Source organism: Burkholderia arboris (genome assembly GCF_038723655.1).
GTDB classification, from domain to species: domain Bacteria; phylum Pseudomonadota; class Gammaproteobacteria; order Burkholderiales; family Burkholderiaceae; genus Burkholderia; species Burkholderia arboris.
Genome location: NZ_CP109822.1, coordinates 449,026 through 475,912 on the forward strand (window position 1 = coordinate 449,026; position 26,887 = coordinate 475,912).

Genomic DNA, 26,887 nt, shown 5'->3' on the forward strand with positions numbered 1-26,887 from the left:
CGCGCCGTTCCCTGCCTGATCCGCCTGCATTCCCCGGCATCCGGCCCCACAGGAAGCGGGCCGGATCGCGACAAACCCGCCTTTTACGACGACATCCGGACGCAAATCAACCGGCGCCGCTTTCAGATTTGAAAGCCGGTGCGCCATTTGCGTTAGAATGCCCCCCCTTGTCCGCCCAGGCGACCGCCAGAGACCGCCAAAGCGGACGCGTCGCCCGCGCGGCGACACAGGTTCCGATTCGCAGCCGGACGCGAATGATTTGCCAGCCGTTAGCAACATACGTTTTGTAATTTGGATTACTAATGAAGAAGAAGCACAACATTACCAAGTACATCGTTGTCGCGATGATTCTTGGTATCGCCGTGGGTTACGCATGCCATAGCGCGTTTCCCGACCCGAAAATGGCGAAGGAAGTCGCCGGCTACGTGTCGTTGCTGTCCGACGTGTTCCTGCGACTGATCAAGATGATCATTGCGCCGCTGGTATTCGCGACGCTGACCGTCGGCATTGCGCAGATGGGCGACGGCAGCGCGGTGGGCCGCGTGGGCGTCAAGGCGTTCGGCTGGTTCTTCATCGCATCGTTCACGTCGCTGCTGCTCGGTCTGCTGACCGCGACGATCCTGCAGCCGGGCAGCCACCTGAGCCTGCCGCTGCCGCCTTCCGATGCGGCGCTCAACCTGAAGACGGGCGCCTTCACGCTGAAGGATTTCGTGGTCCATCTGGTGCCGAAGTCGATCGCAGAGGCGATGGCGAACAATGAAATCCTGCAGATCGTCGTGTTTTCGATCTTCTTCGGCACCGCGCTGTCCGCGCTGGGCGATGCGGGCAAGCGCCTGACCGGCGTGATCGAGGATCTCGCGCAGGTGATGCTGAAGGTGACGGGCGCGGTGATGTGGTTTGCGCCGATCGCGGTCTTCGCGGCGCTTGCGTCGACGATCACGACCGAAGGGCTCGGCATCCTGCTGACGTTCGCGAAGTTCATGGCGAGCTTCTATCTGGCGCTCGCGCTGCTGTGGGGCGTACTGACGCTCGCCGGCGTGACGTTCCTCGGCAAGCGTGCGTTCACGCTGATCCGGCTGATCCGCGAGCCGTTCCTGCTGTCGTTCGCGACGGCGAGCTCCGAGGCCGCGTATCCGAAGCTGCTGGATGCGCTCGACCGCTTCGGCGTGAACCGCAAGATCTCGAGCTTCGTGCTGCCGATCGGTTACTCGTTCAACCTCGACGGTTCGATGATGTATTGCACGTTCGCGGTGCTGTTCATCGCGCAGGTGTACGGGATCCATCTGCCGCTCGGCACGCAGATCACGATGCTGCTGATGCTGATGGTGACGTCGAAGGGGATGGCCGGCGTGCCGCGCGCGTCGCTGGTCGTGATCGCCGCGACGCTGAACCAGTTCAACATGCCCGAGGCCGGGTTGCTGCTGATCATGGGCGTCGACATGTTCCTCGACATGGGGCGCTCGGCCACCAACGCGGTCGGCAACTCGATCGCGGCGGCCGTGGTCGCGAAGTGGGAAGGGCAGCTCGGTGATCCGCGCGATGACAACGAGTCGGACGGCGGCACGGTTGCCGACGTGAAAGTACGGGAGACATCGGCATGATGCGCGGCAACGCGGCGACGCGTTGCCTGCCCCGGCGTCCATGACGATCGCCGGCCTGGATTCGATACGGATTCAGGCCGGCGATTTGCTTTGTGCAATGACTTTGCGCCGTATGCGGCGGCCTGTTCCGATTTTCCGGTAAAAGCGTCCGCCGTTTCAATCTGTCGTCGCTGGACAAGCGGCGATATTCCCGCAGGCGAACGCCCGACTTTCTCCATTCCCGTTCCGGCGCGCAAGTGAACATTCACTGTTGCGCAGTCGCGCTTGCCGCAAGCGTGCGATTCGCAATTTTTTTCGATTTATATAACGCTATTCTCGCCCTGCTCATTATCGAAGGCATGCCGTACGTAATACCGACTGCGCCAGATGATTCAGGGGAAGAAGTTCCGCATTGCGGATTTCAAGCCATCTGGCCGGCCCGATCCCTCATGTGAATGTTTGCCTCATTCAGGAGCGCATCCGTCATGGTCGCCAGTAAACGAATCCAGGCTGCGCTTCTTGCCGCAGCGATCGCCGCAATTGCGCCGGCGACTCATGCAGGCAATACCACCGACTGGCTGGCGAATACGTACGGCACGCTCGCGGCGCACGTCGGCAACGTCGCGCGCGCGATGTGGGTCGCGCCCGAAGGCGTGATCTACACGGCGTCGATGTGGGACGAGGATGAAGGCGGCGTCGCGATCTACCAGAACGGCAAGAGCATCGGCTCGATCGGCACGCATTCGGAATTCCAGGGCAGCGCGATCACCGGCAACGCGACGTCGCTGTTCGTCGCGCTGCAGCCTGGCAAGACGTACGGCAGCGGTGCGGTGGGACGCTACAACCGCGCGACGAAGTATCGCGACCGCGTGATCCAGATCAGCGCGGCGACCAACCAGCCGCGCATCGATGTCGTCACCGGGCTCGCGACGGCCGGCTCGCTGCTCTATGCCAGCGACTTCTACGGCAATCGCGTGCGCGTGTTCACCACCGACGGCGTGTGGCAGCGCGACATCGACGTGCCGGCGCCGGGCGCACTCGCGGTGGATGGCGCGGGCAACGTGTGGGTCGCGCAGAAGGCGGCGGGCTCGATCGTCGGCTTCAGCCCGGCCGGTGCGTTGCTGAACACGATCCGGATGCCGGCCGGCTCGCAGCCGTCGGCGCTGTATGTCGATGCGGCGGCCGCCCAGCTGCTGGTGGGCGACGAAGGCCCCGACCAGAACATCAAGCGTTATTCGATAGCGGGCCGCCCCGCGCTGGCCGGCACGTTCGGTGTGCGCGGCGGCTATCTCGACACGACGACGGGCATCAAGGGGCAGGTCGGCGCGCAGCGCTTCACGCGCATCGTCGGGATCGGCAAGGACACCGGCGGCAACCTCTACGTGCTCAACAACCCGTGGGGCGGCAGCTGGGATCTCGGCCGCAACGGCGCGACCGACATTCATGCGTACAGCAGCACGGGGAGCCTGCGCTACACGCTGCAGTCGCTGAACTTCGAAGGCATCGCCGCGCCGGACCCCGTCACGGACGGCGCGCTGTTCTACGGCGGCACGCACGTGTACAGCGGTACCGCGGGCGGCAAGTTCGTCGCGAACACCGTCGACCCGTTCGCCTACCCGTCGGACCCGCGCATCAACATGAGCGATACGCAGCGCGACGAACACTTCGGGCTGCTCACGTCAGTGGGCGCGAACCGGATCCTCGTCGCGGCCGGCCAGAATCCGCCGGTCTTCTACTTCTACCATTTCAACGCGGCGAACGGCTATATCGCGATTCCGGACGGATCGATTCCGGGCCCCGCGTTCAACACGACGCAACGCGTGACGAGCGGCTTCAGCCTCGACAGCAAGGGGGGCGTGTGGACCGGCCTCGACAAGACCGGTGCGATCACGCATTACCCGCTGAGCGGCTTCGACGCGAACGGCAAGCCGTCGTGGGGGCCGGGCGTCGCGACCCGCATTCCGGCCAGCATCGTGCCGCTGACGCGCATCGTCTATCTCGCGGACAGCGACACGATGGTGCTCGCGCAAGGGGCGGCCGGCAGCAACGACTGGACGTCGATCGGCACGCGCATCGAGGTGTATCACGGCTGGAGCGCCGGCAACACAACGAAGCCCGATCCGGTGATCACGCTGCCGCACAGCGGCGCGAAATCGATCGACGCGGTGGGCAATCATCTGTTCGTCGGCTACTGGTTCAGCAGCAGCGGGCCGCTGTGGCCGAACGTCGACGCGTTCAACCTCACCACCGGCAATCTCGACGCCACGCTGGTCAATGCAAGCCCCGCGACCGTCGATACCAGCAGCGCAATCGACGCGATGTACAGCATCCGCGCGTACCGCCGGTCGAATGGCGAGTACGTGGTGATGAAGAACAACGTGAAAGGGAACAGCATCACCGTGTACCGGTGGACGCCCTGAGCCGCTGAACGCGCGGCCGCTTCGGCTGGCGGCCGTACTCGCGAAGTCATGACGGCAATCGGGGCGTTCTCGCGGGATTGCTGCACAACACGAATGCAATGAACGGCGCGCACAATGCGCGCCGTGCCGCGTTGCGCGGCCTCTCCCCAACCTCCCGACGCGGAAATGCCGTTCCGTGCACAATGACAGCGGCACACGCAGACGCTGCGTGTGCAGGTGTGCACGATGAACGGGCGCGGCCACCCCGTGCCGCGCTTTCCATGCTCGAAGTGACGAAACGATGAAGATGAAAACGACACCGAACCGCCTGTTGCTGATTGCCGCGCTCGCAGGCGCATTGAGCGGTCCTGTCCACGCGCAGACGGCGGCGACCGTCGCGACGGTCAACGGCACGCCAATCACGCAGGCCGACGTCGATACGCTGCTGCGCGCGTCCGGGCAGCCCGACTCGCCGCAGGTTCGCCAGGCGATCAAGAACCAGCTGATCACGCGCTTGCTGGTGCAGCAGGCGGCCGAGAAGGCGAACTACGGCGACAAGCCCGAGGTCAAGGCGGCGGTACAGCAGGCGAAGGTGACGGCCGAGGTGCAGCTGTACCTGCGCGACAACGTGAAGCCCGAGCCGGTGACCGACGAGCAGGTGAAGGCGCGCTACGACGCACTCGTCGCGACGCTCGGCAAGAGCGAATACAAGCCGCGCGTGATCGTCGTCAAGGATCCGGTGACGGCTGCGACCGTGCTGAGCGAGCTGAAAGCGGGCAAGTCGTTCGACGGGCTGGCGCGGCAGTACAGCATGGCGCCGAGCCGCGACAGCGGCGGCGAACTGCCGTGGGTGAGCTTCAATACGCCCGCTGCGGAAGGCAAGACGGGCGGGTTGCCGCTGCCGGTCGCGCAGGCGCTCGAGAAGCTGACCGCCGGCGCGGTGACGAAGGATTCGATTCCGGTCGACGGCGTGCGGGCGATCGTGAAGCTGGATGCGAAGCGGCCGACGCAGGTGCCGGGTTTCGAGGCCGCGAAGCCGGGGCTTCAGCAGCAGCTGCAGGCGATCGCGGTCGAGAAGGCGAGCGCGCAGATGATCGGCAATCTGCTGAAGGACGCGAAGATCACGCAGTAATCGTCATGCGGCGGCATTGCAATGGCGCGCGTCACGCGCGCCAGATCATGCTCGCGCTCGTGCCGGTTTCCGACGCGAGCCGGAAGCCCAGCCGTTCGTAGAGCCGGCGCGCCGGGTTGCCGTGCAGCACGCTGAGCGATACCGGCACGTGCTCGCGCGCGGCGTCGGCCAGCAACGCGTTCAGCACGGCCTCGCCGATGCCGCGGCCCTGGTGCGCGGGGAGGATCTGGATCTGATGGACGTGCCATTCGCCGGCGGCACGCGTCACCTTCAGCAGGCCGATGGCGGCAGCGCCTTCGCAGACGATCATCGCATCGTCGAAGTGCGCGCGGATGCGCTGGTCGTGCGCTGCGTCGTCGGTCGGCGCGCCGACGCGCTGCAGGTGCTCGGTCATCGTCAGTCGACGGAGCGTCAGCAGGAAGGGGAGGTCGGTGTCGGAGGCGGTGCGCAGGCTGATCGCGTGTGTCATGGTGCGGACTCGTGCATTCGGGATGGGGAGCGGTAAGTGGCTCCCCGCCGCGCATGATTCCCGATTGCGGGAAGCCGGTCAAAGGCAGGGCAACGGAATGTGCGGCACATACCCGATCGTCCTGCCCGATGGGCGTGCCGGATGTCGATCATGCGTCGCCAAGATTGGCAGTCAGGTTGTCGATCACGACGCGTTTCAGGCTGGCGAGTGCGGAGGGGGCATTGCCGCTCGCGCCGTGGAGGCACACGTCGACGGGCGGCAACGGCGGGAGGCCGTCGCGCTCGCCAAGCCGTCGCAGCGCCGACGGCACACCGACCATCGTTCTCGGCGTAATGCCCAGTCCGCCCGCGACGCCGGCCCACAGGCTTTGCAGGCTGCCGGTCGTGTAAGCGAGCCGCCACGGGATGCCGGCCTTGTCGAGCGCTTCGGTCCCGGCCTTGCGGAACAGGCACGGCGGCTTGTACAACGCGAGATCGAGCGAGGCGCCGGCGCGCGGGCGCACGTCGACACCGGACGGCCCGATCCACACCATCGGCAGCGTGACCAGGCGTTCGGCGTCGGCGCGATGGCCCCGGCCCATTGCGAGAACGAGGTCGAGTTCGCCGCCGTCGAGCCGCTCCAGCAGTGCGCCGTTGCCGTCGACGACGATGTCGACCCGCACGCCTGGGTGGGTGCGCTTGAACTGGCCGAGCGCGACCGGCAGCCACGATTCGGCGAAGTCGCCGGGCAACCCGAATCGCACGGCGCCTTCGATTGCCGAGCCACGGATGGCACTCACCGCTTCGTCGTTCAGTTCGAGGATACGGCGGGCATAGGACAGCATCAGTTCGCCGGCGTCGGTCGGCACGAGGCCGCGCCCCTGCCGGCGAAACAGCGGCTGGCCGATCTGTGTTTCGAGCTTGCGCATCTGCTGACTGACCGCCGACTGCGAACGGCCGATCCGGTCGGCGGCGCGGTTGAGGCTGCCGAGCCGGTCCGCGGCGATCAGCGTGCGCAGCGCATCCATGTCGAGATTCGGGAGCGTCATGATTCGGTTTTTCTTATAAGTCAGTTTCAAATTATCGTATTTATTGCACATTCTCCCCGCTACGATCAAGCGAACCGTTCATTGCGGTTGACGGGGATGCGCGCCTACGCCACTGCGGATTCCCGTGACGTTTCTTCCCTTCTTTCCGACAAGGACTGCGAATGAAAATCGGCTCGATATTCCGTCAAGGCTTCCCCGGCATGTTGCTGGCCGCATCGATGGTTCCCGGCGGCGCATCGGCCGCACCGTCGCTCGCGGGGACCTGGACCTTGGTCGCGGCGGACGTTCAGCATCCCGACGGCACGATCGGCCGCGACTACGGTGCGGATCCGAAAGGCCTGCTGCTGATCGACCCGCACGGGAACTACTCGCTGCAGATCTTCAAGTCCGAACGCCTGCGTTTCGCTTCGAACGACAAGGCGACCGGCACGCCGGATGAATTCCGTACAGCCGTGCTCGGGTCCAGCACCCATTACGGCACCCTGACCGTCGATCCCGCGGAGCACACGCTGGCGTTTCACATCGTCAACGCGTCCTATCCGAACTGGGTCGGGCAGACGCAAACGCGCAGCTATCAATTGAAAGAGGGCGAATTGAGCTATCGCGTTCCACCGCGGCCCAACGGAGACATACCGATTTCGGTGTGGCGGCGAGTCGATTGAGACGGACGGAGATCCGAAGCCAGCCGCAAACGGCCGCGAGCGCGGCCGGCGTTGCGCCCGCCGGTATTCCCCCGCCCGCCGCGTCCGCATATCATTCGCACATCGCGCACCTGCAGGCCGCAGGCGCGGCACACAGGGATTCTCGATGGACACCAAACGATCGCGGCCGGGGCTCGTCGCCGCGCTGCTCTGGGCGGCGCTGTATCTCGCGACCGGTTACATCTCGCACGAGTTCAACGGCCCCGTCCGGCTGACGGGCTACATCTGGCTGCCGGCCGGCGTGACGGTCGGCGCGTTCATGCTGCGGCCGGTGCGCGACTGGCTGACGCTGGCCGGCGCGTTCCTCGTCGGCCAGCTCGCGCTGACCACGATCGAACACGGCAGCCTCGTCAACGCGGTGCTGTTCACGGTCGACGAGGTCGGCGCGGCTGCGCTCGCGGTCTGGCTCGTGCAGCGCGTGCGCTTCTCGCTCGAAGGGCTGTACTTCCTGCGCTCGGTGATCCTCGCCGGGATGATCGCGGGCGTCGTCGGCGCGGTCGGCGGCGCGGCGTGGTACACGACGGTCAAGGGCGCGCCGTTCTTCGACGTGTGGTCGGTGTGGGCGGCGTCCGATTTCGTCGGCGTGCTGCTGGTCACGCCGGTGCTCGCATCGTGGTCGCGCTTCCGTGCGCACCGCTCGGGCGACCACGAACGCTTCGACCTGGTGCTCGGCATCGTCGCGTTCGTGCTGCTCGCGGTCGTCGCGCTGGTGATCTTCGACGGCGACACGTCGCGGAAATTCGGCACGGGCGCCGGCTTCGCGCTCACGTATATCCCGCTGTTCCTGACCGTCGCGGTCACGCTGCTGCTCGGCGGCCGCGTGGGCTCGTCGTCGGTGCTGGTGCTCGCGCTGATCGTGATCGAGCAGACCGCGCAGGGCGACGGCCCGTTCTCGTCGTTCCACGAGCACTATGGCAGCGCGCTGCTCGAAGCGCAGCTCTATCTGGCGGTCGCGTCGCTGCTGGTGCTGACGGTCAGCACGCTGAAGACGACGCGCGAACGCGTGCACGAGCATGCGGCGGTCCTGCAGAACAACATGGAGCTCGCACTCGCGAGCGCCGGCCAGATCGCGTACGTGCTCGATCCGGAGTCGGGCCGGATCGACTGGAGCGGCGACGTCGAGCGCGTGTTCGGCGTCGGCGTCGATGCTTCGCAGATCGCGAGCGTGCCGCTCGTGCTCGAACGCGTGCAGCCGGGCGACCGCGAGGCGCTGAGCGACTACTGGAACGCGGAGATCGCGGGCGAGGATCGCGCATCGCTGTCGCTGCGCATCGTGCTGCGCGACGGCGGCACGCAGACGATCACCGACCACGGCGCACCGCTGCTCGATTCGAACGTCGACGTGACGGTGGTCGCGGGCGTCTGGCAGATCGAACGCGTATGGCCGGCGGACGAATGAGCGGGCACGCGTCATGACAGGCCGCACGGGCGTCCTGCTGATCCACGGGCTCGGCGGCACGCAATACGATCTCGGTTCGCTGCACAAGGCGATGCGGCGCGCGGGCGCCGACACGCACATGATCACGCTGCCCGGGCACGGCACGCGCCCCGAGGATCTGGCCGGCGTGCGCGCGGAGGCGTGGCTCGACGCGGTGACCGAACAATATCGCGCGCTGGAGCGCGAGTACGACACGCTGCATGTCGCGGGCATGTGCATGGGCTCGCTGGTCGCGCTGCTGCTGTGCCATCGCGTGCAGCATGCGCGCGGCCGGCTCGCGTTGCTGGCCACGCCGATGTTCATCGACGGCTGGTCGACACCGTGGTACCGGTCGCTGCGGCACGTGCTGTACCGCGTGCCCGGAGTGGCGGAGCGAATGCGCGTCGAGGAAGGCGATCCGTTCGGCATCAAGAACGCGACGATCCGCGCGATCGTGAAGAAGAAGTTCGAGCGGCAGGACAGTTTCCACTATGCGTGGGTGCCGCTTGCCTGCGTGCGGCAGGTCGACCGGATGCGCGACTGGGCGCTCGACGCCGCGGCCGGCACGCCGTGCCCGACGCTCGTGCTGCATGCACGCGAGGATGAACTGACGAGCCTGCGCTCGGCCGATTTCCTGCTGGAGAAGATGCCCGATGCGCGCGGGATCGTGCTGGAGAACAGCTATCACATGATCTGCGCGGACAACGATCGCGACGACGTCGCGCGGCACGTGCTCGAATTCTTCGGGTTCGATCCCGTGCATGCGGTGAGCCAGGCGATGGCGCGCAGGATGGGGCGGCTGGAACCGTGACGCCGAAGCGCCCGGCTCGGGACGCCGAAGCGCCCGGCCCGGGACGCCCGACATCCGCCGCCCCCGGTACGCATCGGCTCATGCATGCGAGCGCCGGGGCGCATTCATGCCGTTGCCGTCGCGCGTCGAGCCAGCAGCGCCGATGCGGCCAGCTGGCCGCGTACCGCGTCGATCGCTGCGTCGTCCGGCGCAATGCCTTCAAGGTAGATGAAATCGACCGTCGACAGGCCGATGACGGCCAGCACCTGCTTCAGGTACGGCGTCAGGAAATCGGGCTGCCGTGCCGCCGGCCCCGTGCAGATGCCGCCGGAGCGCACCAGCACGAGCACGGGCCGATCGGCGAGCAGGCCGAACTTGCCTTCCGGCGTGGCCCTGAACGTGCGGCCGATGCGCAGCACGTAATCGATCCACAACTTCAGCGCGGCGGGTACCGTGAAATTGTGCATCGGCGTGCTGATCAACACGCCGCCGCTGTGTTCCACTTCCGCGATCAGTTGTTCGGAGCACGCCAGCGCGGGATCGGAATCCGGTTGTCTCGCGACCAGTGCGTGCGCATAGGCGGTCGACAGCGAAGGCAACCCGGGTTCACCGAGGCTGCGCGACACGACACGTGCATGGGGGCGGGCCGTCTGCCATTGCGCGATGGCTTCGCATGCGAGGCGCGCGCCCAGCGAATCGCTTCCATGCGGGCTGGCATCGACAAAAAGAAGGTGGTTCATCCGAGCGCCTGCAGAGACTGGCTGAAATGCATGCCGCGGGACAGCAGCCCCTGGCGGAAATAGAAACGCTGCGCGAGCGCATTGGACAGCCCGGTATCGAGTACCAGGTGCATGCAGCCGTGTTGCCGCGCGTCGTCGCGCACCGCATCGAGCAGCCGCTCGCCCAGCCGCTGGCCGCGCGCGTGCCCGGTCGCGACCAGGTCGTCGACGTAGACGAAGCGGCCGTACAGCGTGTTTTCGAGGTGACGGTATCCCGCCAGCGCGACGACCGCACCGTCCGGGGTGGCGTGCCGCGCGGTCAGCAGCACATAACCTTGTTCGGCCTGGCGGCGCATCTGCCGCACGAACGCATCGGCATCGGTCAGGTGGGGGCGCAGCTCGCGCATCACGTCGAGTGCCGACCGGTAATCCTCATCCGTCACGGCTCGTTTCAAATGAATTTCTTGCATCACGATGGCTCCACGGTAACGCCGTTACTTTACAAACCGGATGGCTTATCCTGAAGGGGCAAAAAGTGACTATTCGACTGGGACATGAACTTCGACGACCTGATCCCGGACCGCCATCTCGACATGCCGGTCTACCGGCAGCTGTACGGGCGCATCCGCGATGCAATCGAGACGGGCAGGCTTGCGCCGGGCAATCGCGTGCCGTCGGTACGGGGCCTGGCCGGCGAACTGAATCTGGCACGCGGCACGGTCGAAGCGGCCTATCAGATCCTCATCGGCGAAGGGTACCTGGTCGCACGCGGGCCGGCCGGTACCGTCGTTTCACCGCAGCTGCCGGATGGCCGGCAGCCGCGCGCCGCCGCGCCCCGGCCGGACGAAGCGCCGCACGGCGATCCGGCGGCGAGCGGGCCGAAGCCGTTTCAGATGGGCATTCCCGCGCTCGATGCATTTCCGCGCATGCCCTGGATTCGGCTGACCGGGCGTCATGTGCGGGCGATGGCGACACCGTCGCTGGACTACGCGCCGCCCCAAGGTCACGACGCGCTGAGGCGCGCGCTGTCCGCCTATCTCGGTGTGTCGCGCGGCATCGACTGCTCCGCCGGGCAGATCTTCGTCACCGCGGGGTATCGCGGCGCACTGGACCTGATCTGCCGGACCCTGCTGCGCCCTGGCGATACCGGTTGGTTCGAGGATCCCGGTTACATCCACGCACGCCGCCTGCTCGAGCACGCGGGCATGCGGCTCGTGTCCGTTCCGGTCGACGACGACGGCTTGTGCGTGGAAGCGGGGCGACGCCGTGCGGCCGATGCGCGTTTCGCCGTGGTGACCCCGACCCATCAAAGCCCGCTCGGTATCGCGCTGTCGCTGCCGAGACGCCTGGCATTGCTCGACTGGGCCCGCCGGCAGCGGGCCTGGATCGTCGAGGACGACTACGACAGCGAGTTCCGGTACGACGGTCGCCCGCTGCCCGCGCTCAAAAGCCTGGATCGCCATCGCCGCGTGCTTTACACCGGCTCGTTCAGCAAGGTGCTGTATCCGGGCTTGCGACTGGGCTATCTCGTCGTGCCCGAGGAGCAGGTCGATGCCTTTCGCGAAACCGCCGGCTGGCTCGGCGGCAGCGGCCAGATGCTGATGCAGTCCGTCGTCGCCGACTTCATGGAACACGGGCACTTCGCGCGCCACCTGAAGAAAATGCGTGCGCTGTACGCAACCCGCCGCACGTGGCTGATCGATGCACTGGTCAAGGTCTTCGGCGACGCGCTGCACATTCCGCCCCGCGCGGGCGGCCTGCATGTCGTGGCGTACTGGCGCGCGGCAGTCGACGATTGCGCCGTCGCACGCATGGCCGACCTGCACGGTTTGTCCATCCAGCCGCTGAGCGGCTGGAGCCCGGGCGGCCGGACGCCGTCCGGCATGCTGCTCGGCTTCACGAACCTGGCCTCGGCGCAGCAGGCCTTGACCCTGGTTCGACGCCTGCACCGGCTCATTCGCGCGTGAACCGCGCGTGGCCGGCAACGTGCCGGCCGCCCGGGCCGCGCATGCGGGTCATCGCCCACCGTGATGCCGGGCCGGAGCGATGCCGTTACCCGGCCTCCGGCCGCCGTGCGATCCGTGCGCGGGTCGCGGGCGATGCAAGACAGGTGGCCACGGCTTCGTAGCCGGGGGCGCCGGGGTACGGTGCGACGCGAGCCGGTGGGCTATGGTTGGCGGGACACAGAATGATCGCTTCGTCGGGGCCGACGGCCGACAGATCCAGCATGGCCGACGAGCGGGTCAGCAGGAACAGCGGCCGCATGCCGCCGGCCCTGGCGCGCTGGCGAAGGCATGCGATCAGCGCCGCCTGCGTCGACTGGTCGAGATCCTGTTCGATCATGTCCACGACCCGGGCGCCGGCGCCGTCCGCCTCGAGGCCGGCGAGCAGCGCGGTCAGCGCCGGAGACGGCGTGGCGCCTTCGCCCGCGAGCCAGGCCGACGTGCGCCCGACGCGCGCCTTCAGCACCGGATCGGCCTGCAACGCGGCGAATGCCGCCGCGCCGTCGTCCTCCAGCCGGTCCAGCCCGATGAACGCGGCGCCGGGCAGCGCGTCGGCCAGCCGAAGCGCGAGCCGCGTCTTGCCGCTCCCCAGCGAACCGATGATGTAGTTCAACGGACGGATATCGCGACACTCGAACCATTCGCCGTTCCACGGCCAGGGGAGGCTGAACGCAACGCCGGCGGCCGCGGGGTCGAGCAGGCGGGTCAATTCGCCGTCGTTGGGCATTCGGCCGCGTGCGAGATCGGCACGGATGGCGCGAACCTTGCCGACCTTGCCGACCAGATCCCGGATGCCGCGCTCGAGCGCCGCTTCATGCGTCGCCAACGCGTCGTTCAGGCTGCCGGCGTCGCCATCCAGCACGCTCGCGACCTGGGCAAGGCTCAGGCCGAGCGCGCGCAACGCCGCGATTTCGGCGGCACGCGCCAGATCGTCGGGGCCGTAGGCCCGGTATCCGGACACCGTGCGCCCGGGCGTGACCAGCCCTTGCCGCTCGTACAGCCGCAGCGCCTTGATCGATACGCCGAGCCGTGTCGCGGCTTCCGATGCGCTCAGGCCGCGCGTGACGTTGCTCATGGGTCGCCCCCGGGTCGTCGATTCGTTGCGGTCAGCATAAAGGCGATCCCAGGGGCCGGGTCAAGCGGGTTTCCGCATGTTTCGGCCGGCCGCGATGCGGGCATGACGGCGACGCACCACGCCCCGCTGCTCAGTCGGCGGCCGCGAACTCGTCCCGCAGCGCGTGATACAACCGCCGGTACCGCGCGAGCCGGCCGGCCAGCAGATCGACCGACGCCGCATCGGGCGCGACCGTCTCCGTCACCGGCGGCGCGACACAGACGTCCGCGAGCGAGTCGTCCGTCGCAGCGAGTCGCGCCAGACGCGCGGCGCCGAGTGCTGCACCGACCGCGCCGTCCGCGTGGCGCTGCATCGTGAGCCCGGTCGCATTCGCGCACAGCCGCGCCCAGAACGCGCTTTTCGATCCGCCGCCGATGAACGACACCGCGTCGAGCGTCGTGCCGGCCGCGCGCAGCGCGTCGTAGCCGTCGGCCATCGCGAACGCGACGCCTTCCATCACCGCATACGCGAGGTCGTACGCATCGTGTTCGTTGGACAGCCCGAAGAACACGCCGCGCGCATGCGCGTCGTTGTGCGGCGTGCGCTCGCCGCCGAGATACGGCAGGAACAGCGGCGCGCGGGCCGGCTCCGCGCGTTCGGCGCGCGCGGCCAGCACAGCGGCGGTCGTGCCGTGTGCCCGCGCGAGCCAGTCGAGGCTCGCGGCGGCCGACAGGATCACGCTCATCTGGTGCCAGCGCCCTTCGATGCAGTGGCAGAACGCGTGCACGGCGGCGTCCGGGTTCGGCGCGAAACGGTCGTTGCCGGCGAACAGCACGCCGGACGTGCCGAGCGACAGGAAGCCGCTGCCGGCGCCCGTCACGCCCATGCCGATCGCGGAGGCCGCGTTGTCGCCGGCCCCGCCGGCGATCGTCACGGGCCCCGCGATGCCCCATTCGCGCCGCAGCGTGTCGCGCAGCTGTGCGGCGGGCGCATTGCCTTCGACGAGGCGCGGCATCTGCGCGCGCGACAGCTCGGTCGCGGCGAGCATCCGGTCGGACCAGTCGCGGCGCGCGCAGTCGAGCCACAGCGTGCCCGACGCGTCGGACAGGTCGGACACGAATTCGCCGGACAGGCGCCAGATCAGGTAATCCTTCGGCAGCAGCACCTTGTGCACCGCGCGGAACACGGCCGGCTCGTATTTCGCGAGCCACAGCAGCTTCGGCGCGGTGAAGCCGGGCATCGCCATGTTGCCGGTGATCGCGCGCGATTCCGGCACCAGCGCCTCGAGCTCGACGCATTCGGTGCCCGCGCGCGTGTCGTTCCACAGGATCGCGGGGCGCAACACCTGGTCCGCGCGATCGATCAGCGTCGCGCCGTGCATCTGCCCGGACAGCGCGATGCCTTGCAGCGCGGCAAAGCCGGCCGGGTGCGCGGCGCGCACCGATGCGATCGCGTCGAGCATCGCGTGCCACCACGCCTGCGGGCTTTGTTCGGACCAGTGCGGATGCGGGCGGCTGATCGACAGCGTGGCCGAGCCGGTCGCGAGAGGCACCGAACGGGAATCGGTGAGGAGTACCTTGACCTCGGACGTGCCGAGATCGATGCCGAGAAATGTCACGTATGAAGCGTCCTGTCTGGGGCGCGCGGCGGCGCGCGTCGCGGGGGCGGCGCGTCGTCGCGGCCATGGGGTTCGTTGAGCCGGTGCAGCGCGCGGAACCGCGACGGCGGCACCTGCTTCATCGCGAGAAACTGACGGTTGAAGTTCGACAGGTTGTTGAAGCCAACCCGGTAGCAGATGTCGGTCACCGTCAGGTCGGAAAACATCAGCAGCTCGCACGCCTCGTTGATGCGCAGGCGGTTCAGGTAGCGCACGAACGACGAGCCGGTGTGGCGGCGGAAGAACCGCGTGAAGGTGCTGACGCTCATGCCGGCGAACGCGGCGACGTCGGTCTCGCGCAGCATGCCGGGCAGGTTCTGCTGCAGGTACGACAGCACCTGGTTGATGGTCGACGACATGTAGTGCTGCGCGTCGCTGCGGTAGCCGGGGCCCGCGAGCACGCGCCGCTCGCGGCACGACGACAGCCGGTCGAACAGCGACATCAGGATCTCGACGCGCCGGCAGCCGTGCGCGTTCGCGAGTTCGAGCATCAGCGGCGCGACCTCTGCGCCGACGCGGTCCGGAAACTGCACGCCGCGCGCCGCGTCGTCGATCAGGTCGATCACCGGCTGCAGCTCGCTGAACGCGCCGACCATCTTCTCGATCGCATCGCGCGAGAACTGCAGCACGACGTCGCGCGACGACACGCGTTCGCCGTCGGCAAGCTCGCTGACCCAGTTGTGCGGCAGGTTCGGCCCCGTGACGATCAGGTTGCCGGGGCCGAAATCGCCGATGTGGTCGCCGACGAACACCTTGCCGTGCGACGCCTGGATCAGATGAATCTCGTACTCGGGATGAAAGTGCCACTTCGCGACCGAATGCGGGTAGTCGTGGACCCACGCGCGGAACGACTCGTCGCGGTGGGTGGGAACGATCTCGAGATCCGGGTTCATCGTGTGCTCCGTCGGGGCGTGCCGGCGTGCTACGAACGGGACATCGACCAGCCCGTCGCGGCCGGCGGCGTGGCGCGCGTTGCGGCCGCCGGCGGCGCCGCCTGCGCGATCGGGTTCGCGTCCGGCAGCGTGACGTTGCGCTCGGTGCCGGCGTCGAACAGATGCAGGGCTTCTTCGTCGAAGCGCAACGCTACCACGGCGCCCGGCGTGGGGGCCATCGGGGCCGGCACGAGGGCCGCGCACGGCTGGCCGCGCCAGTCCAGCGTGACGAGCGCCTCGGCGCCGAGCAGCTCGACGAGCTCCACGGTGCCGGTCAGCGCGAGCGTGCCGGGGGCCGGATCGCCTTCGGCGACGAGCCGCAGGTGGTTCGGCCGGATCGCGGCCTTCACGTGCTGGCCGTCCTGCAGCCCCGCGAAGCGCGACGACGCGAGCGGCCAGCGCGCGCCGTTGCAGTCGAGCAGCAGGTTCGCGCCGAGGCGCTCGATCGTGCCGTCGGCGAAGTTCATCGCGGGCGTGCCGACGAACCCGGCGGCGAACACGGTATGCGGCCGGCCATACAGTTCGGCCGGCGTACCGATCTGCTCGATGTGGCCGCCGCGCATCAGCACGACGCGGTCCGCGAGTGTCATCGCTTCGAGCTGGTCGTGCGTGACGTACAGCGTGGTCGTCTTCAACTGCCGGTGCAGCCGCTTGATGTCGCCGCGCAGCTGCGTGCGCAGCTTCGCGTCGAGATTCGACAACGGCTCGTCGAACAGGAACACGGCCGGCGTCTTGATCATCGCGCGGGCGATCGCCGCGCGCTGCTGCTGGCCGCCCGACATCGCGCGCGGACGGCGGTCGAGCAGCGCGTCGAGGCTCAGGATGCGCGCGACGTCGCGCACGCGGCGGTCGATCTCGCCGGCCGGCACCTTCAGGCGCCGCAGGCCGAACGCGATGTTGTCGTACACCGTCATGTGCGGGTACAGCGCGTAGTTCTGGAACACCATCGCGACATTGCGCTCGCGCGACGGCAGGTCGTTGACGACGGCATCGCCGATCACGAGCTCGCCGCCGGTGATCGCCTCGAGGCCCGCGATCATCCGCAGCATCGTCGACTTGCCGCAGCCGGACGGGCCGAGCAGCACGATGAATTCGCCGTCGGCGATCTCGAGGTCGAGCGGGTGCAGCACGGCGGGGCCGCCGTCGTAGTGCTTCGACAAAGCCTTGCAGGTGATCTGGGCCATGGCTCAATCCATTTCGATCTGAATCTTGACGTCGCGCGGCTGGCCGCTCGCCGCTTCCTCGAACGCGCGCACGCCTTCGGAGAACGGGAACGTGCGCGAGATGAACGGCTTCACGTCGATCGCGCCGGACGCGATCAGCGCAAGCGCGCGCGGGAAAATGTTCGCGTAGCGGAACACCGATTCGATGCGGCCTTCCTTCGCCTGCAGCGCGACCACATCGAGCGGTACGGGCTCGACCGGCATGCCGATCAGCACCGCGCAGCCGCCCGGGCACATCAGGTCGACGAGGCCCGCATACGCGTTCGCGCTGCCGCTCGCCTCGAACACGACGTCCGCGCCCCAGCCACCGGAGGCGTCGGCTACCGCATCGGCGAGCGGCCGCGTGCGCACGTCGACGGTCGTGACGGCCGGGTTGTCGCCAAACAGCGCGAGCTTGTCGGGCACGACGTCGGCGAGGATCACGCGCGCGGCGCCGCCGGCGAGCGCGGCGAGCGCCGTCATCGCGCCGATCGTGCCGGCGCCGATCACGACCGCGAGGTCGCCTGGCTTCATCGCCGCCTTCTTTGCGGCCTGCAGGCCGATCGACAGCGGCTCGACGATCGCGCCTTCGGCGAACGACACGTTGTCGGGCAGACGGTACGTGAACGCGGCCGGATGCACGACGAACGGCGTCAGGCAGCCGTGGATGGGAGGCGTTGCCCAGAAGCGCACGTCGGGATCGAGGTTGTAGAGCCCGCGCAGTGTCGCGGGCGAATCGAAGCGCGGCACGCCGGGCTCCATGCACACGCGATCGCCGACGCGCAGGTGCGTGACGCCGGCGCCGGTCTCGACGACGGTGCCGGAGGCTTCGTGGCCGAGCACCATCGGCGCATCGACACGGAACGGGCCGATGCCGCCATGAACGTAGTAATGCACGTCGCTGCCGCAGACGCCAACCGTATGGACCTTGATCCGGACGTCGCCGGGGCCGACCTCCTGCGGCAGGTCGATGTCGCGCAGCGCGAGCTCGCGCGTGCGTTCGAGTACGAGCGCTTTCAACACATCCTCCTTATTTTCCCTTGACCATCGAATTGAGCAGGCGGCTCAGCATGCCGACGAACACGAGCGGCGGGAGCGCGAGCAGCACCGTCGACGCGTTGATCACGCCCCACGGCACTTCCTGGCCGAGCGACGTGAACGCGGATGCGACCACCGGCAGCGTCGCGCTGCGCGACGACGTCAGCGCGAGCGCGATCATCAGTTCGTTCCAGACCAGCACGAAGCTGAACACGATGCCGCCGAGCAGCGTGCTCGCGCACACCGGCAGCGCGATATGCCAGAACACCGCATACGGGCCGTAGCCGTCGAGCGCGGCGGCTTCCTCGATCTCGCGCGGCAGCCGGCGGAACACGGGGATCGACAGCCACGTGATGGTCGACAGCGTGACGAGCAGGTACGTGACGATCATCGACAGCTTGGTGTCGTACAGCCCGAGGTCGACCCAGATCGCGATCAGCGGCAGCGCGACCGCGACGGGCGGCAGGAAGCGCAGCGACAGCAGGAAGAACTGGATGTCGCGCTTGCCGCGCACCGGGTAGCGCGCGATCGCATACGCGGCCGGCACGCCGAGCACCGCGCCGATCAGCACGGCCGCGCCGACGATCGCGATGCTGTTGCCGAGCCCGATCAGCACCTCGGGGCTCGACAGCACCTGCTCGTAGTTCGCGAGCGTCGGCGTGAAGAAGAAGCGCGGGGTCGGCGTGACGATGTCGAGCAGGTGCTTGAGCGAATTGAGCACGGCCCAGAACAGCGGAAACGCGGCGACCAGCAGGATCGCGCCGGCGATCGCGACGGTGGAAACGGCGGCGGGGCCGCGGCGGGCCATCAGTCGTCCCATTTGTTGACCCTCTTCCAGATGAGCGTGAAGACGAGCGTGGTCGCGACCATCATCAGCACGGCCATGCCGGACGCATATGACACCTTGCCGGCGAGGCCGATGCCCTGCTGGTACGCATAGAGATCGAGTGTCTCGGTCGCGATGCCGGGGCCGCCCTTGGTCATCACGTAGATCAGGTCGAACGAACGCAGCGACTCGACCATCTTGATGAACACGAGGCTCACGAGCGGCGCCTTCAGCATCGGCAGCGCGATGTACGCATGCACCTGCCACGTCGTCGCGTAGTCGAGCCGCGCGGCTTCGAGCGGCTCGGGCGGCAGCGTCTCCAGCAGCTTCAGGATCACGACCGCGAAGAACAGCCCCCATTGCCACACGTCGACGAGCGCGACCGCGTACAGCGCGAGATGCGGATCGGCGAGGAAGGCGGTGTTCCCGACACCGAGCGTGCCGAGCAGCCAGCTCAGGATCCCGGTGAGCGGCGCGTACATGAACTTCCAGATGAACGCGGCCGACACGCGCGGCAGCAGCACCGGCATGATCAGCACCAGCGACGCGAAGCGGCGCCAGCGGCCGTGCACGCGCTCGAACAGGAACACGGCGAGCGCGATGCCGACCAGCACCGCGCCGGCGACCGTGACGACTTCCCACAGCACCGACACCTCGATCGCGTTCAGGAAGCGGCGGTCCGACGCGAGCCGGATGAAGTTGCGCAGGCCGACGTATTCGCTGTCCGGGTAGCGCAGCACGCGGTTGCGCAATGCGAGGTTGATCGCGGCGACGGTCGGGACGAGGCTCAGGACCGCGAGCAGCGCGAGCGTCGGCGCGAGGAATACCCACGGCAGGCTCGTGCGGTCGCGGCGCGCGCGGCCGCGCCGGGCCGACGGTGTGGATGGGGCCGGGCGGACGCCGAGCGCGCGTCCGCCGGCGCCGTCATTTGCGAGCGCCATGTTCGAGCGCATCCTTCGCGTACTGGGTCGCGTCGTCGAGCGTGCCGCGCGGGTCCGCCTGCGTGCCGGTGAACACCTGTTCGAGCGCGATGCCGAGGTTGTCGCCGATATCCGGCCACTGCGGCGTGCGCCAGATCGTCACCTGCGTGACGGGGTTGGTGTCGTTCAGCCCGGCCTGGATCTGCGGCGCGACGTGCTGCTTGAAGTACGGGCTGTTGATCGTGCTCGTGCGGTTGTAGTCGCTGAACACGCCGCTGCGCAGCCGCGCCTGCTCCTGGTCCTTGCTGGTCGCCCAGGCGATGAAGCGGCCGGCGGCCATCCGCGTGCAGTCGTCCTTCGCGCCGACCGCCGAGATCGCGAAGCCGTGGCCGTACGCGGCCGACGGCAGCGGCGCGGGCGGCCGCGTGTAGCCGACCTTGCCGGCCACGCTCGACTTGCTCGCATCCTCCATCCAGTCCGCGAACGGCGTCGATTCGATCATGAACGCGACCTTGCCCGAGCGGAACGCTTCGAGCGCGTTGCTCCAGTCGTAGGTCGCGGCGCCCGGCGGCGCGTACTTGAACAGGTCGCTGTAGAGCTGCGTGGCCTTCACGGCGGCCGGCGAGTTGAACGCAGGCTGGCCGCCCTTGTCGGTCCAGGCGCCGCCCATCCCGAGCATGAACGGCGACCAGCGCCACACGTTCATCCCCGAGCCGCGCTGGCCGCGCGCGACCCAGCCGTACAGCTTCGGCGGCGCGTTGAGCTTCTTGATCGCGGCGACGAGCTGGTCGAGCGTCTTCGGCACCGGGATGTGCGCGGCGTCGAGCAGGTCGCGGCGGTAGAACAGGAAGTCGCCGCCGCCGATCAGCGGCGCGAAGTACGCGACGCCGTTGTAGCTCGCGACCGCACGGCGGCCGGGCAGGAAGTCGTCGTAGTCGTAATCCTTCGGGTAGTACTTGAGAAGCGGCACGATCCAGTTGGCCGACGCGAATTCGGCGACGTTCGCTTCGTCGACGTAGTAGATCTGGTAGGAACCCGCGCCGGTCGACGCGTCGAGCCGCGATTTCGCGCGGCGGTCGTTCTCACCGAAATAGCTGATCTCGACCTTGGTCCCGCTTTTCTTCTCGTAGTCGGCCAGCGACTTCTCCATCACCGACAGGCCGAGACTCTTCTGCGCGAGCACCCGAAGGGTCGGCACCTTGCAGGTTTGCGCGGCCGCGACGCCCGGCAGACAGGCGCCGAGCAGCAAGCCGGCTGCGACGATTCGCATCTTGTTCACCCGTGTCTCCTTGATTCTGCTTGTTCGAATACCGTCGATGACGGCAGGACTCATGGTGTGACGGCGGCGATGCGGGCACCACATCAAAAGAAAACGCGAACCGATACTTTTTGCTCAGGGTCGGTCGTGCGATGCACAAAATGTGTCGGTCGGGCGCGTGGCGTGGTGCGCCGCCCGACCGACAGGAGGGGAGGGGAAGGGAGGGGAAGGCGGGGCGCTAGCCGCGCGCCGGCCGGTGCGGCGCGTCGGGCGCGATCCGGTAGACGCGCAGCGCGTTGTCGTGCCAGATCGCACGGCGCGCGGTGTCGTCGAGACGCGCAATCGCGCGGGCGAACGTGCGCAGCAGCACGGGATAGGTCACGCGCAGCCCGGCCACCGGGAAATTGCTCGCGAACAGGCAGCGCTGCCAGCCGAAGATCGCGATCGTGTCGCGGACGATCCGCGCGTTGTCGGCGTCGTTCCACGCCGCGTCGCGCAGGCCGAGTTCGGAGATCTTCACGGTGACGCGTGGCAACGCGGCGAGCGCTTCCATGCCGCTGCGCCAGCGCGCGAGCCCGGCTGCCGAGCGGTCCCACGGCAGGCCCGCGTGTTCGAGCACGACGTCGACGTCGGGGGCGCCGGCAAGCAGCGCGGCCGCTTCGCCGAGATGCCAGAACGGCACGCGCAGGTCCCAGCTCAGGCCGTGCGCGGCGAGGTGCTCGAGTGCGGCCGGCCAGCGCGGGTCATGCAGCGTGCCGGGCCCGTCGATCGACGCATCCGGCGTGGCCGCGGTGCGCGGCTTGAAGCGCACGCCGCGCACGCGCGGCCACGCGGCCTGTTCGGCGAGCCGTTCGTCTACGTCGCCGGCCAGCACGTCGACCCACGCGACGACGGCCGACGGCAGCCCGTGCGCGGCGGCGACGTCGTGCAGCCAGCGCGTTTCGGCCAGCGCCTCGTCGTGCGCGCGCTCGGCCTCGACGTGCACGCTGGCGACGATCGGCGCGTGTTGCGCCGCGTGCCGGAATTCGTCGACGCCGAAGTTGCGGCACAGCGCCGCGTAGTCGCCGAACATGAAGCGCGCCGGATCGTATTGCGCCTGCAGCCACGGGTAGTGCGCACCCGCATCGAGCTGCCACAGGTGGTGATGCGCATCGACGAGCGCATCGGGCAGGCCGTCGATGTCGTCGGGCGACGAACCGTCGTGCATGTCAGCGCGCGCCGGCGAGCACGTACGACGCATCGGGCTCGCGTAGCGTCGCCAGCGCACCGACGAAGCGCCACGTATCGAGATCGAGTTCGCGCACGTAGTCGTCCTGGAACGACACGTACGCGACGCGCCGCGACGGATGGAACGACAGTGCGGTCGGGTTCGCGGGCAGCGCGATGCGCTCGATCTCCTCGAGCTGCCGCGCATCGAACACCGAGATCGACCGTTCGCCCGAATTGGTCAGCAGCAGCAGGTCGCGGCCGTCCGGCGCGCTCGTCCGGTAGATGCGGTTCGGATCGCTGCGTGTTTTCACGCGGCGGCCGCAGGTCATCGTTTCCGTGTCGATCTCGACCAGCGTGTCGTCGCCGCGATTCGCGACGAACAGCGTGCGCTCGTCGCCCGACAGCGCATTGCCCTCGGGGCGCGGGCCGGGCATCACCGCGCGCGGCGCGACCGTCGCGTCGCGCGGATGGAACTGCGTGACCGTGTTCGACAGCAGGTGCACGCCGTAGGCGCGGCTCGCGTCGCGCGTGAGCGTCACGAGGTGCGTCTTCACGCCGCCGGACGGCACGGCCATGTTCGGCACCGGCTGCCGCGTCGGCTCGTCGAATACGAGCAGCATGTCGTGTGCCTCGCTCATCGCGTACAGCCGGCCGTCGCGGTCGGCCGCCATCCCGTGCGGCCGGTAGTACGGCCACAGGTCGAGCATGCGCGTGTGCGTGCGCTCGACGAGGTCGATCTCGGCGATCCGGTGATCGCCTTCATGGCCGCGCGACCACGCGGTTTCGATCCCGAAGATGCCGACGTACGCGTGACGCTCGTTCACATCCACGGTGAATTCGTGCGGGAAGTTGGGCAGCACGATGTGCTTGAGCGGCGCTTTCGTGTCGAGGTCGTAGAAGCTGAAGGTGTGGGCGCATTTCTGCACCAGCAACAGGATGTCGTTCATGGTGAGTCTCCGTCATGTCGTTCGCAGTCCCGCGTATCCGGGGTCAGTCCTCGCAGCGCTTCGGCAGCGTCATCGCGAGCAGGCCGGCCACCGCGAGCGTGACCGCGAGGCTGTAGACGCCGGCCGCCGCGCTCACGTGCTGGGTCAGCACGCCCACCGCATACGGGCCGCAGAAGCCGCCGAGATTGCCGAGCGCGTTGATCAGGCCGCGCGCACTGCCGGCCGTCTCGACGCTGCAGAGCTTCGGCGGAATCGCCCAGAACACGCCGGCGGCCGCCTGCAGGAAGAAGCCGCAGCCGATCAGGAACGTGAACGACACGGCCATCGACCCGTGCGTGAGCACCGACAGCGCGAGGCACGCGGCGAAGCCGACGAGCGGCAGCAGCACGAACAGGCGGCGCTTGCCGGTCCGGTCAGACCAATACGACGTGACGAACATCCCGATCACCATCGCGACATACGGCAGCATCGCGAGCAGGCCGATCTTGCCCATCCCGCTGTGCGTGAGGTTTTTCAGCAGGGTCGGCAACCACATCGTATAGCCGTAGATGCCGACCTGATAGCAGAAGTTGATCGCGATGAGCAGCCAGATCGTCGGGTTGCGCAGCATCTCGCCGAACGACGCGGCCGCCGGCGTGCCGGCCGCGCGCTTGCGCTCCTGCTCGTCGCGCAGCGCGTCGAGGATGTATGCCTTCTCGCGGGGCGACACCCAGCGCGCGGTCTCCGGGCCGTCGTCGGCGAACATCATCCACGCGACCAGGCACAGCAGCGACAGTGCGCCCGCGCTGAAGAACAGGTGACGCCAGTCGTACGCGGCGAGGATGAAGCCGGACAGCGGCGCGGTGATCATGCCCGCGAGCGGCACGAACATGATGACCATTGCGTTCGCACGGCCACGCTCGCGATCGGGGAACCAGTGGCTGACCATCGTCAGCACGACGGGCAGCATCCCGCCTTCGGCCACGCCGAGCATGAAGCGCAGCGCCAGCAGTTGCCAGGTGTGCGTGACGAGACCGGTCAGCACCGACAGCACGGCCCAGCTCACGAGCGACCACGCGATGAAGGTCTTGCCGCTGCCGAGCGCCGCGCGCCGGCCGCCGGGAATCTGCAGGAACAGGTAGCCGAAGAAGAAGATGCCGCCGGCGAGCCCGGCCATCGTCGCGTCCATGCCGAGATCGGCGTTCATCCCGCCGGGCATCGCGAACGCGATGTTCACGCGGTCCATGTAGGAAATGATGCAGGCGAGCAGCAGCGGCGGAATCACGCGCAGCCAGCGGCGGCGCGGAATGGCTTCGCCGGCTTCGTATGCCGGGGTGGCGGGGGTCAACAGGGTCATGGCGTCTCCATCCAGTTTGGGTCGTCGGCCGCGGCGGCCATCTGACGGGCCGCTGTCTTGCCGTGGCGGGCCGGCCGGTGCCGGCCGCCGATGCGCGGCGCCCGCGCGCCGCACGTACTTCCGGTATTAGCGCCCCCAGCGCAGCACGAGCGGGTCGAGCCGCCGCGCCGCGTCGAGCAGGCCCGCCCGCACCTGCGGATGCAGCTCGGGCCACGGCGCGCGCGGCTGGTCGCACGCGATCACGCCGCCTTCCTTCATCAGCGCCTTCGCGGTGAGGAAACCCGCCTGGCGGTTCTCGTAGTTGATCAGCGGCAGCCAGCGCGCGTACTGCTCGCAGGCTTCGTCGCGGCGGCCGGCGAAATACGCGTCGGTGATCCGGCGAATCCCGTCCGGATAGCCGCCGCCCGTCATCGCACCGGTTGCGCCGGCATCGAGATCGGCGAGCAGCGTGATGCCTTCCTCGCCGTCCCACGGCCCCTCGATCGCGTCGCCGCCGAGCGCGATCAGCTCGCGCAGCTTCGACGCGGCGCCCGCCGTCTCGATCTTGAAGTACGACACGGCATCGAGCTCGCGTGCGAGCGACGCGAGCAGCGACGCCGGCAGCGCGACGCCGCTCGCCGGTGCGTCCTGGATCATCAGCGGAATGTCGAGGTTGTCGGCGACTTCGCGGAAGAACGCACGCACCTGCGTTTCGGGCACGCGGAACGTGGCGCCGTGGTACGGCGGCATCACCATCACCATCGCCGCGCCGAGCGCCTGCGCCTGCCGGTTGCGTGCCGCGCAGATCCGCGCGCTGAAGTGCGATGTCGTGACGATCACCGGCACGCGGCCCGCGACGTGCTCGAGCGTGGTGCGCGTGATCAGGTCACGTTCGTCGTCGCCGAGCGCGAACTGCTCGGAGTAGTTCGCGTGGATGCAGAGGCCGTGCGAGCCGGCATCGATCATGAAGTCGAGGCAGCGGCGCTGGCCGTCGAGATCGAGCGCGCCGTGCGCGTCGAAGATCGTCGGTACGACCGGAAAAACGCCCTGGTAGCGTGTTTTCATGGCCGGCCTCACTCGACGATGTCGAACTGGTCGAGGAATTCGGTCTTCAGCGTGAGGCCGAGGCCCGGTACGTCGTCGCGCAGCTGCAGGAAACCGTTCTCGGCCACCGGCTCGCCGTCGAAGATGTAATAGAACAGCTCGTTGCCGACCTCGACGTCGAACATCGGGAAGTACTCGCTCATCGGCGACGCGAGCGTGCTCATCGTCAGGTGATAGTTGTGCATCTGGCCCGCATGCGGAATCACCGGCACGCTGTACGCCTCGCACAGCGCGTTGATCTTGTGCGCCATCGTGATCCCGCCGACACGGTTCGTGTCGTACTGCACGACCGACACGGCCTTGCGGTCGAGCAGCTGCTTGAAGCCGTACAGCGAGAATTCGTGTTCGCCGCCGGAGATCGGGATGCGCGTCAGCTGGTTCAGCTCCGCATAGCCGTCGATGTCGTCGGCGATCACCGGTTCTTCCAGCCAGCGCGGCTGGTATTTCTCGAGCTTCGGCAGGATCCGCTTCGCGTATTCGAGGTTCCAGCCCATGTAGCACTCGAGCATCAGGTCGTTGTCGTAGCCGATCACCTCGCGGATCGCCGCGACCGACTTCAGGTTCTCGACCACGCCCTGCTGGCCGTGCGCGGGCCCGTAGCCGAAGCGCATCTTGAACGCGCGGAAGCCCTCCTTCAGGTACTGCTGCGCCTCGTCCTGCATCGCCTTCAGGTCGGTGCGGTAGAGCTTCGAGTAGTAGCAGGGGATCTTTTCCTTGGTGCGGCCGCCGAGCAGCTTGAACACCGGCTTGCCGACACTCTTGCCGAGGATGTCCCAGATCGCGATGTCGACCGCCGAGATCGCCGCCATGCCGATGCCCTTGCGGCCCCACGCGTGGGTCGCGCGGTACATCCGCTGGTTCAGGTATTCGTAGTCCCACGGGTCCTGGCCGATCACGAGCGGCGCGAGGTACTGGTCGATGATGACCTTCGCGACGTGCGGCGCGAGCGCGACGTTGCCGAGGCCGACGATGCCGTCGTCGGTCTCGACCTCGACGACCGTCCACGCATGGAAACGGAACGTGCTCATCGTCTCCTGCGGCGCGTACAGCAGATCCATCGCGTTCGAACAGAAGTTGCCCTGCGGCGGGACGGTCTTGCCTTTCCACTGGAATACGCGTGCGCGTACGGACCGGATTTTCATGGCGGTGTCTCCGAGAGTCGGTGTTGTCGTGTGTGAAAGGCGGGCG

The 26,887-nt window shown here is 68.1% G+C and carries 24 protein-coding genes; 7 read left to right on the forward strand and 17 right to left on the reverse strand.

The window, feature by feature from the left end; genetic code table 11:
* Positions 1–302 precede the first annotated feature (302 nt).
* The 3 genes from OHZ10_RS19225 to OHZ10_RS19235 all read left to right on the forward strand — a co-directional run bounded on the left by OHZ10_RS19225 (position 303) and on the right by OHZ10_RS19235 (position 5,111).
* Complete coding sequence (locus tag OHZ10_RS19225) at positions 303–1,601, forward strand: dicarboxylate/amino acid:cation symporter (RefSeq protein ID WP_059238104.1); 1,299 nt, start codon at positions 303–305, stop codon at positions 1,599–1,601.
* Positions 1,602–2,065: 464 nt separating this feature from the next.
* On the forward strand, positions 2,066–4,000 hold the full coding sequence (locus OHZ10_RS19230) for an SMP-30/gluconolactonase/LRE family protein (protein ID WP_342705562.1): 1,935 nt from the start codon (positions 2,066–2,068) through the stop codon (positions 3,998–4,000).
* A 280-nt stretch (positions 4,001–4,280) separates the two neighbouring features.
* Complete coding sequence (locus OHZ10_RS19235; RefSeq protein ID WP_059238100.1) at positions 4,281–5,111, forward strand: peptidylprolyl isomerase; 831 nt, start codon at positions 4,281–4,283, stop codon at positions 5,109–5,111.
* A 31-nt stretch (positions 5,112–5,142) separates the two neighbouring features.
* Here OHZ10_RS19235 and OHZ10_RS19240 read toward each other — a convergent pair whose 3' ends face one another.
* Together OHZ10_RS19240 and OHZ10_RS19245 are read right to left on the reverse strand one after the other, a co-directional pair.
* Entirely contained in the window at positions 5,143–5,580 is a 438-nt protein-coding gene (locus tag OHZ10_RS19240; RefSeq protein WP_342705563.1) for a GNAT family N-acetyltransferase, read from the reverse strand.
* Between the two features lie 148 nt (positions 5,581–5,728).
* Positions 5,729–6,607 carry a LysR substrate-binding domain-containing protein gene (locus tag OHZ10_RS19245; protein ID WP_174993998.1) on the reverse strand — a complete coding sequence of 293 codons (879 nt, stop codon included), beginning with the start codon at positions 6,605–6,607 and terminating at the stop codon, positions 5,729–5,731.
* Positions 6,608–6,768: 161 nt separating this feature from the next.
* On the opposite strand from OHZ10_RS19245, the gene OHZ10_RS19250 reads away from it, so the two are divergent.
* The 3 genes from OHZ10_RS19250 (at position 6,769) to OHZ10_RS19260 (ending at position 9,536) form a co-directional block, all read left to right on the forward strand.
* A complete protein-coding gene (locus OHZ10_RS19250; RefSeq protein ID WP_059238094.1) occupies positions 6,769–7,269 on the forward strand; it encodes a lipocalin-like domain-containing protein in 501 nt (166 codons plus the stop codon).
* Between the two features lie 145 nt (positions 7,270–7,414).
* The gene (locus tag OHZ10_RS19255; RefSeq protein WP_174993999.1) at positions 7,415–8,707 is read left to right on the forward strand and encodes an MASE1 domain-containing protein; all 1,293 of its coding nucleotides are present in this window, start codon (positions 7,415–7,417) and stop codon (positions 8,705–8,707) included.
* Between the two features lie 13 nt (positions 8,708–8,720).
* On the forward strand, positions 8,721–9,536 hold the full coding sequence (locus OHZ10_RS19260; protein ID WP_059238090.1) for an alpha/beta hydrolase: 816 nt from the start codon (positions 8,721–8,723) through the stop codon (positions 9,534–9,536).
* A gap of 104 nt (positions 9,537–9,640) precedes the next feature.
* Here the strand turns inward: OHZ10_RS19260 and OHZ10_RS19265 are convergent, their stop codons facing one another.
* A complete protein-coding gene (locus tag OHZ10_RS19265; RefSeq protein WP_059238089.1) occupies positions 9,641–10,255 on the reverse strand; it encodes an FMN-dependent NADH-azoreductase in 615 nt (204 codons plus the stop codon).
* Positions 10,252–10,704 (reverse strand): GNAT family N-acetyltransferase, encoded by a 453-nt coding sequence (locus OHZ10_RS19270; protein ID WP_342705564.1) that lies wholly within the window; start codon positions 10,702–10,704, stop codon positions 10,252–10,254. Before OHZ10_RS19270 ends, OHZ10_RS19265 begins: the two co-directional genes overlap by 4 nt.
* Positions 10,705–10,788: 84 nt before the next feature.
* On the opposite strand from OHZ10_RS19270, the gene OHZ10_RS19275 reads away from it, so the two are divergent.
* Entirely contained in the window at positions 10,789–12,201 is a 1,413-nt protein-coding gene (locus OHZ10_RS19275; protein WP_342705565.1) for a PLP-dependent aminotransferase family protein, read from the forward strand.
* An 85-nt stretch (positions 12,202–12,286) separates the two neighbouring features.
* Here the strand turns inward: OHZ10_RS19275 and OHZ10_RS19280 are convergent, their stop codons facing one another.
* The 13 genes from OHZ10_RS19280 to OHZ10_RS19340 form a co-directional block, all read right to left on the reverse strand.
* On the reverse strand, positions 12,287–13,312 hold the full coding sequence (locus OHZ10_RS19280) for a MerR family transcriptional regulator (protein WP_342705566.1): 1,026 nt from the start codon (positions 13,310–13,312) through the stop codon (positions 12,287–12,289).
* Positions 13,313–13,442: 130 nt separating this feature from the next.
* Positions 13,443–14,909, reverse strand: coding sequence for a xylulokinase (gene xylB / locus OHZ10_RS19285; protein WP_174994002.1), 1,467 nt, complete (start codon positions 14,907–14,909; stop codon positions 13,443–13,445).
* The gene (locus OHZ10_RS19290; protein WP_059238079.1) at positions 14,906–15,841 is read right to left on the reverse strand and encodes an AraC family transcriptional regulator; all 936 of its coding nucleotides are present in this window, start codon (positions 15,839–15,841) and stop codon (positions 14,906–14,908) included. The genes xylB and OHZ10_RS19290 overlap by 4 nt, the downstream gene beginning before the upstream one ends.
* A gap of 29 nt (positions 15,842–15,870) precedes the next feature.
* Positions 15,871–17,064 carry an ABC transporter ATP-binding protein gene (locus tag OHZ10_RS19295; protein ID WP_059238077.1) on the reverse strand — a complete coding sequence of 398 codons (1,194 nt, stop codon included), beginning with the start codon at positions 17,062–17,064 and terminating at the stop codon, positions 15,871–15,873.
* Positions 17,065–17,067: 3 nt separating this feature from the next.
* On the reverse strand, positions 17,068–18,102 hold the full coding sequence (locus tag OHZ10_RS19300) for an NAD(P)-dependent alcohol dehydrogenase (protein ID WP_174994004.1): 1,035 nt from the start codon (positions 18,100–18,102) through the stop codon (positions 17,068–17,070).
* Between the two features lie 10 nt (positions 18,103–18,112).
* Positions 18,113–18,940 (reverse strand): carbohydrate ABC transporter permease, encoded by an 828-nt coding sequence (locus tag OHZ10_RS19305; RefSeq protein ID WP_006482351.1) that lies wholly within the window; start codon positions 18,938–18,940, stop codon positions 18,113–18,115.
* A complete protein-coding gene (locus tag OHZ10_RS19310; protein WP_340625512.1) occupies positions 18,928–19,887 on the reverse strand; it encodes a sugar ABC transporter permease in 960 nt (319 codons plus the stop codon). Before OHZ10_RS19310 ends, OHZ10_RS19305 begins: the two co-directional genes overlap by 13 nt.
* Positions 19,871–21,136 (reverse strand): ABC transporter substrate-binding protein, encoded by a 1,266-nt coding sequence (locus tag OHZ10_RS19315; RefSeq protein WP_264168222.1) that lies wholly within the window; start codon positions 21,134–21,136, stop codon positions 19,871–19,873. Before OHZ10_RS19315 ends, OHZ10_RS19310 begins: the two co-directional genes overlap by 17 nt.
* A gap of 226 nt (positions 21,137–21,362) precedes the next feature.
* A complete protein-coding gene (locus tag OHZ10_RS19320) occupies positions 21,363–22,331 on the reverse strand; it encodes an amidohydrolase family protein (protein WP_342705567.1) in 969 nt (322 codons plus the stop codon).
* Position 22,332: 1 nt separating this feature from the next.
* Positions 22,333–23,280, reverse strand: a complete 948-nt coding sequence (locus tag OHZ10_RS19325; RefSeq protein WP_256086975.1) for a YncE family protein — start codon at positions 23,278–23,280, stop codon at positions 22,333–22,335.
* Positions 23,281–23,323: 43 nt separating this feature from the next.
* Positions 23,324–24,616, reverse strand: coding sequence for an MFS transporter (locus OHZ10_RS19330; protein ID WP_174994006.1), 1,293 nt, complete (start codon positions 24,614–24,616; stop codon positions 23,324–23,326).
* 126 nt (positions 24,617–24,742) lie between these two features.
* Positions 24,743–25,660 (reverse strand): dihydrodipicolinate synthase family protein, encoded by a 918-nt coding sequence (locus OHZ10_RS19335; protein ID WP_340625509.1) that lies wholly within the window; start codon positions 25,658–25,660, stop codon positions 24,743–24,745.
* A gap of 8 nt (positions 25,661–25,668) precedes the next feature.
* The gene (locus OHZ10_RS19340; protein WP_059238065.1) at positions 25,669–26,841 is read right to left on the reverse strand and encodes an L-rhamnonate dehydratase; all 1,173 of its coding nucleotides are present in this window, start codon (positions 26,839–26,841) and stop codon (positions 25,669–25,671) included.
* Positions 26,842–26,887: the final 46 nt, after the last annotated feature.

Excerpts from the sequence above, each read along its gene's own strand:
- OHZ10_RS19225 (WP_059238104.1), top strand. The coding sequence starts at position 303 with ATGAAGAAGAAGCACAACATTACCAAGTACATCGTTGTCGCGATGATT.
- OHZ10_RS19230 (WP_342705562.1), top strand. The coding sequence starts at position 2,066 with ATGGTCGCCAGTAAACGAATCCAGGCTGCGCTTCTTGCCGCAGCGATC.
- OHZ10_RS19235 (WP_059238100.1), top strand. The coding sequence starts at position 4,281 with ATGAAGATGAAAACGACACCGAACCGCCTGTTGCTGATTGCCGCGCTC.
- OHZ10_RS19240 (WP_342705563.1), bottom strand. The coding sequence starts at position 5,580 with ATGACACACGCGATCAGCCTGCGCACCGCCTCCGACACCGACCTCCCC.
- OHZ10_RS19245 (WP_174993998.1), bottom strand. The coding sequence starts at position 6,607 with ATGACGCTCCCGAATCTCGACATGGATGCGCTGCGCACGCTGATCGCC.
- OHZ10_RS19250 (WP_059238094.1), top strand. The coding sequence starts at position 6,769 with ATGAAAATCGGCTCGATATTCCGTCAAGGCTTCCCCGGCATGTTGCTG.
- OHZ10_RS19255 (WP_174993999.1), top strand. The coding sequence starts at position 7,415 with ATGGACACCAAACGATCGCGGCCGGGGCTCGTCGCCGCGCTGCTCTGG.
- OHZ10_RS19260 (WP_059238090.1), top strand. The coding sequence starts at position 8,721 with ATGACAGGCCGCACGGGCGTCCTGCTGATCCACGGGCTCGGCGGCACG.
- OHZ10_RS19265 (WP_059238089.1), bottom strand. The coding sequence starts at position 10,255 with ATGAACCACCTTCTTTTTGTCGATGCCAGCCCGCATGGAAGCGATTCG.
- OHZ10_RS19270 (WP_342705564.1), bottom strand. The coding sequence starts at position 10,704 with ATGCAAGAAATTCATTTGAAACGAGCCGTGACGGATGAGGATTACCGG.
- OHZ10_RS19275 (WP_342705565.1), top strand. The coding sequence starts at position 10,789 with ATGAACTTCGACGACCTGATCCCGGACCGCCATCTCGACATGCCGGTC.
- OHZ10_RS19280 (WP_342705566.1), bottom strand. The coding sequence starts at position 13,312 with ATGAGCAACGTCACGCGCGGCCTGAGCGCATCGGAAGCCGCGACACGG.
- OHZ10_RS19290 (WP_059238079.1), bottom strand. The coding sequence starts at position 15,841 with ATGAACCCGGATCTCGAGATCGTTCCCACCCACCGCGACGAGTCGTTC.
- OHZ10_RS19295 (WP_059238077.1), bottom strand. The coding sequence starts at position 17,064 with ATGGCCCAGATCACCTGCAAGGCTTTGTCGAAGCACTACGACGGCGGC.
- OHZ10_RS19305 (WP_006482351.1), bottom strand. The coding sequence starts at position 18,940 with ATGGGACGACTGATGGCCCGCCGCGGCCCCGCCGCCGTTTCCACCGTC.
- OHZ10_RS19310 (WP_340625512.1), bottom strand. The coding sequence starts at position 19,887 with ATGGCGCTCGCAAATGACGGCGCCGGCGGACGCGCGCTCGGCGTCCGC.
- OHZ10_RS19315 (WP_264168222.1), bottom strand. The coding sequence starts at position 21,136 with ATGCGAATCGTCGCAGCCGGCTTGCTGCTCGGCGCCTGTCTGCCGGGC.
- OHZ10_RS19320 (WP_342705567.1), bottom strand. The coding sequence starts at position 22,331 with ATGCACGACGGTTCGTCGCCCGACGACATCGACGGCCTGCCCGATGCG.
- OHZ10_RS19325 (WP_256086975.1), bottom strand. The coding sequence starts at position 23,280 with ATGAACGACATCCTGTTGCTGGTGCAGAAATGCGCCCACACCTTCAGC.
- OHZ10_RS19330 (WP_174994006.1), bottom strand. The coding sequence starts at position 24,616 with ATGACCCTGTTGACCCCCGCCACCCCGGCATACGAAGCCGGCGAAGCC.
- OHZ10_RS19335 (WP_340625509.1), bottom strand. The coding sequence starts at position 25,660 with ATGAAAACACGCTACCAGGGCGTTTTTCCGGTCGTACCGACGATCTTC.
- OHZ10_RS19340 (WP_059238065.1), bottom strand. The coding sequence starts at position 26,841 with ATGAAAATCCGGTCCGTACGCGCACGCGTATTCCAGTGGAAAGGCAAG.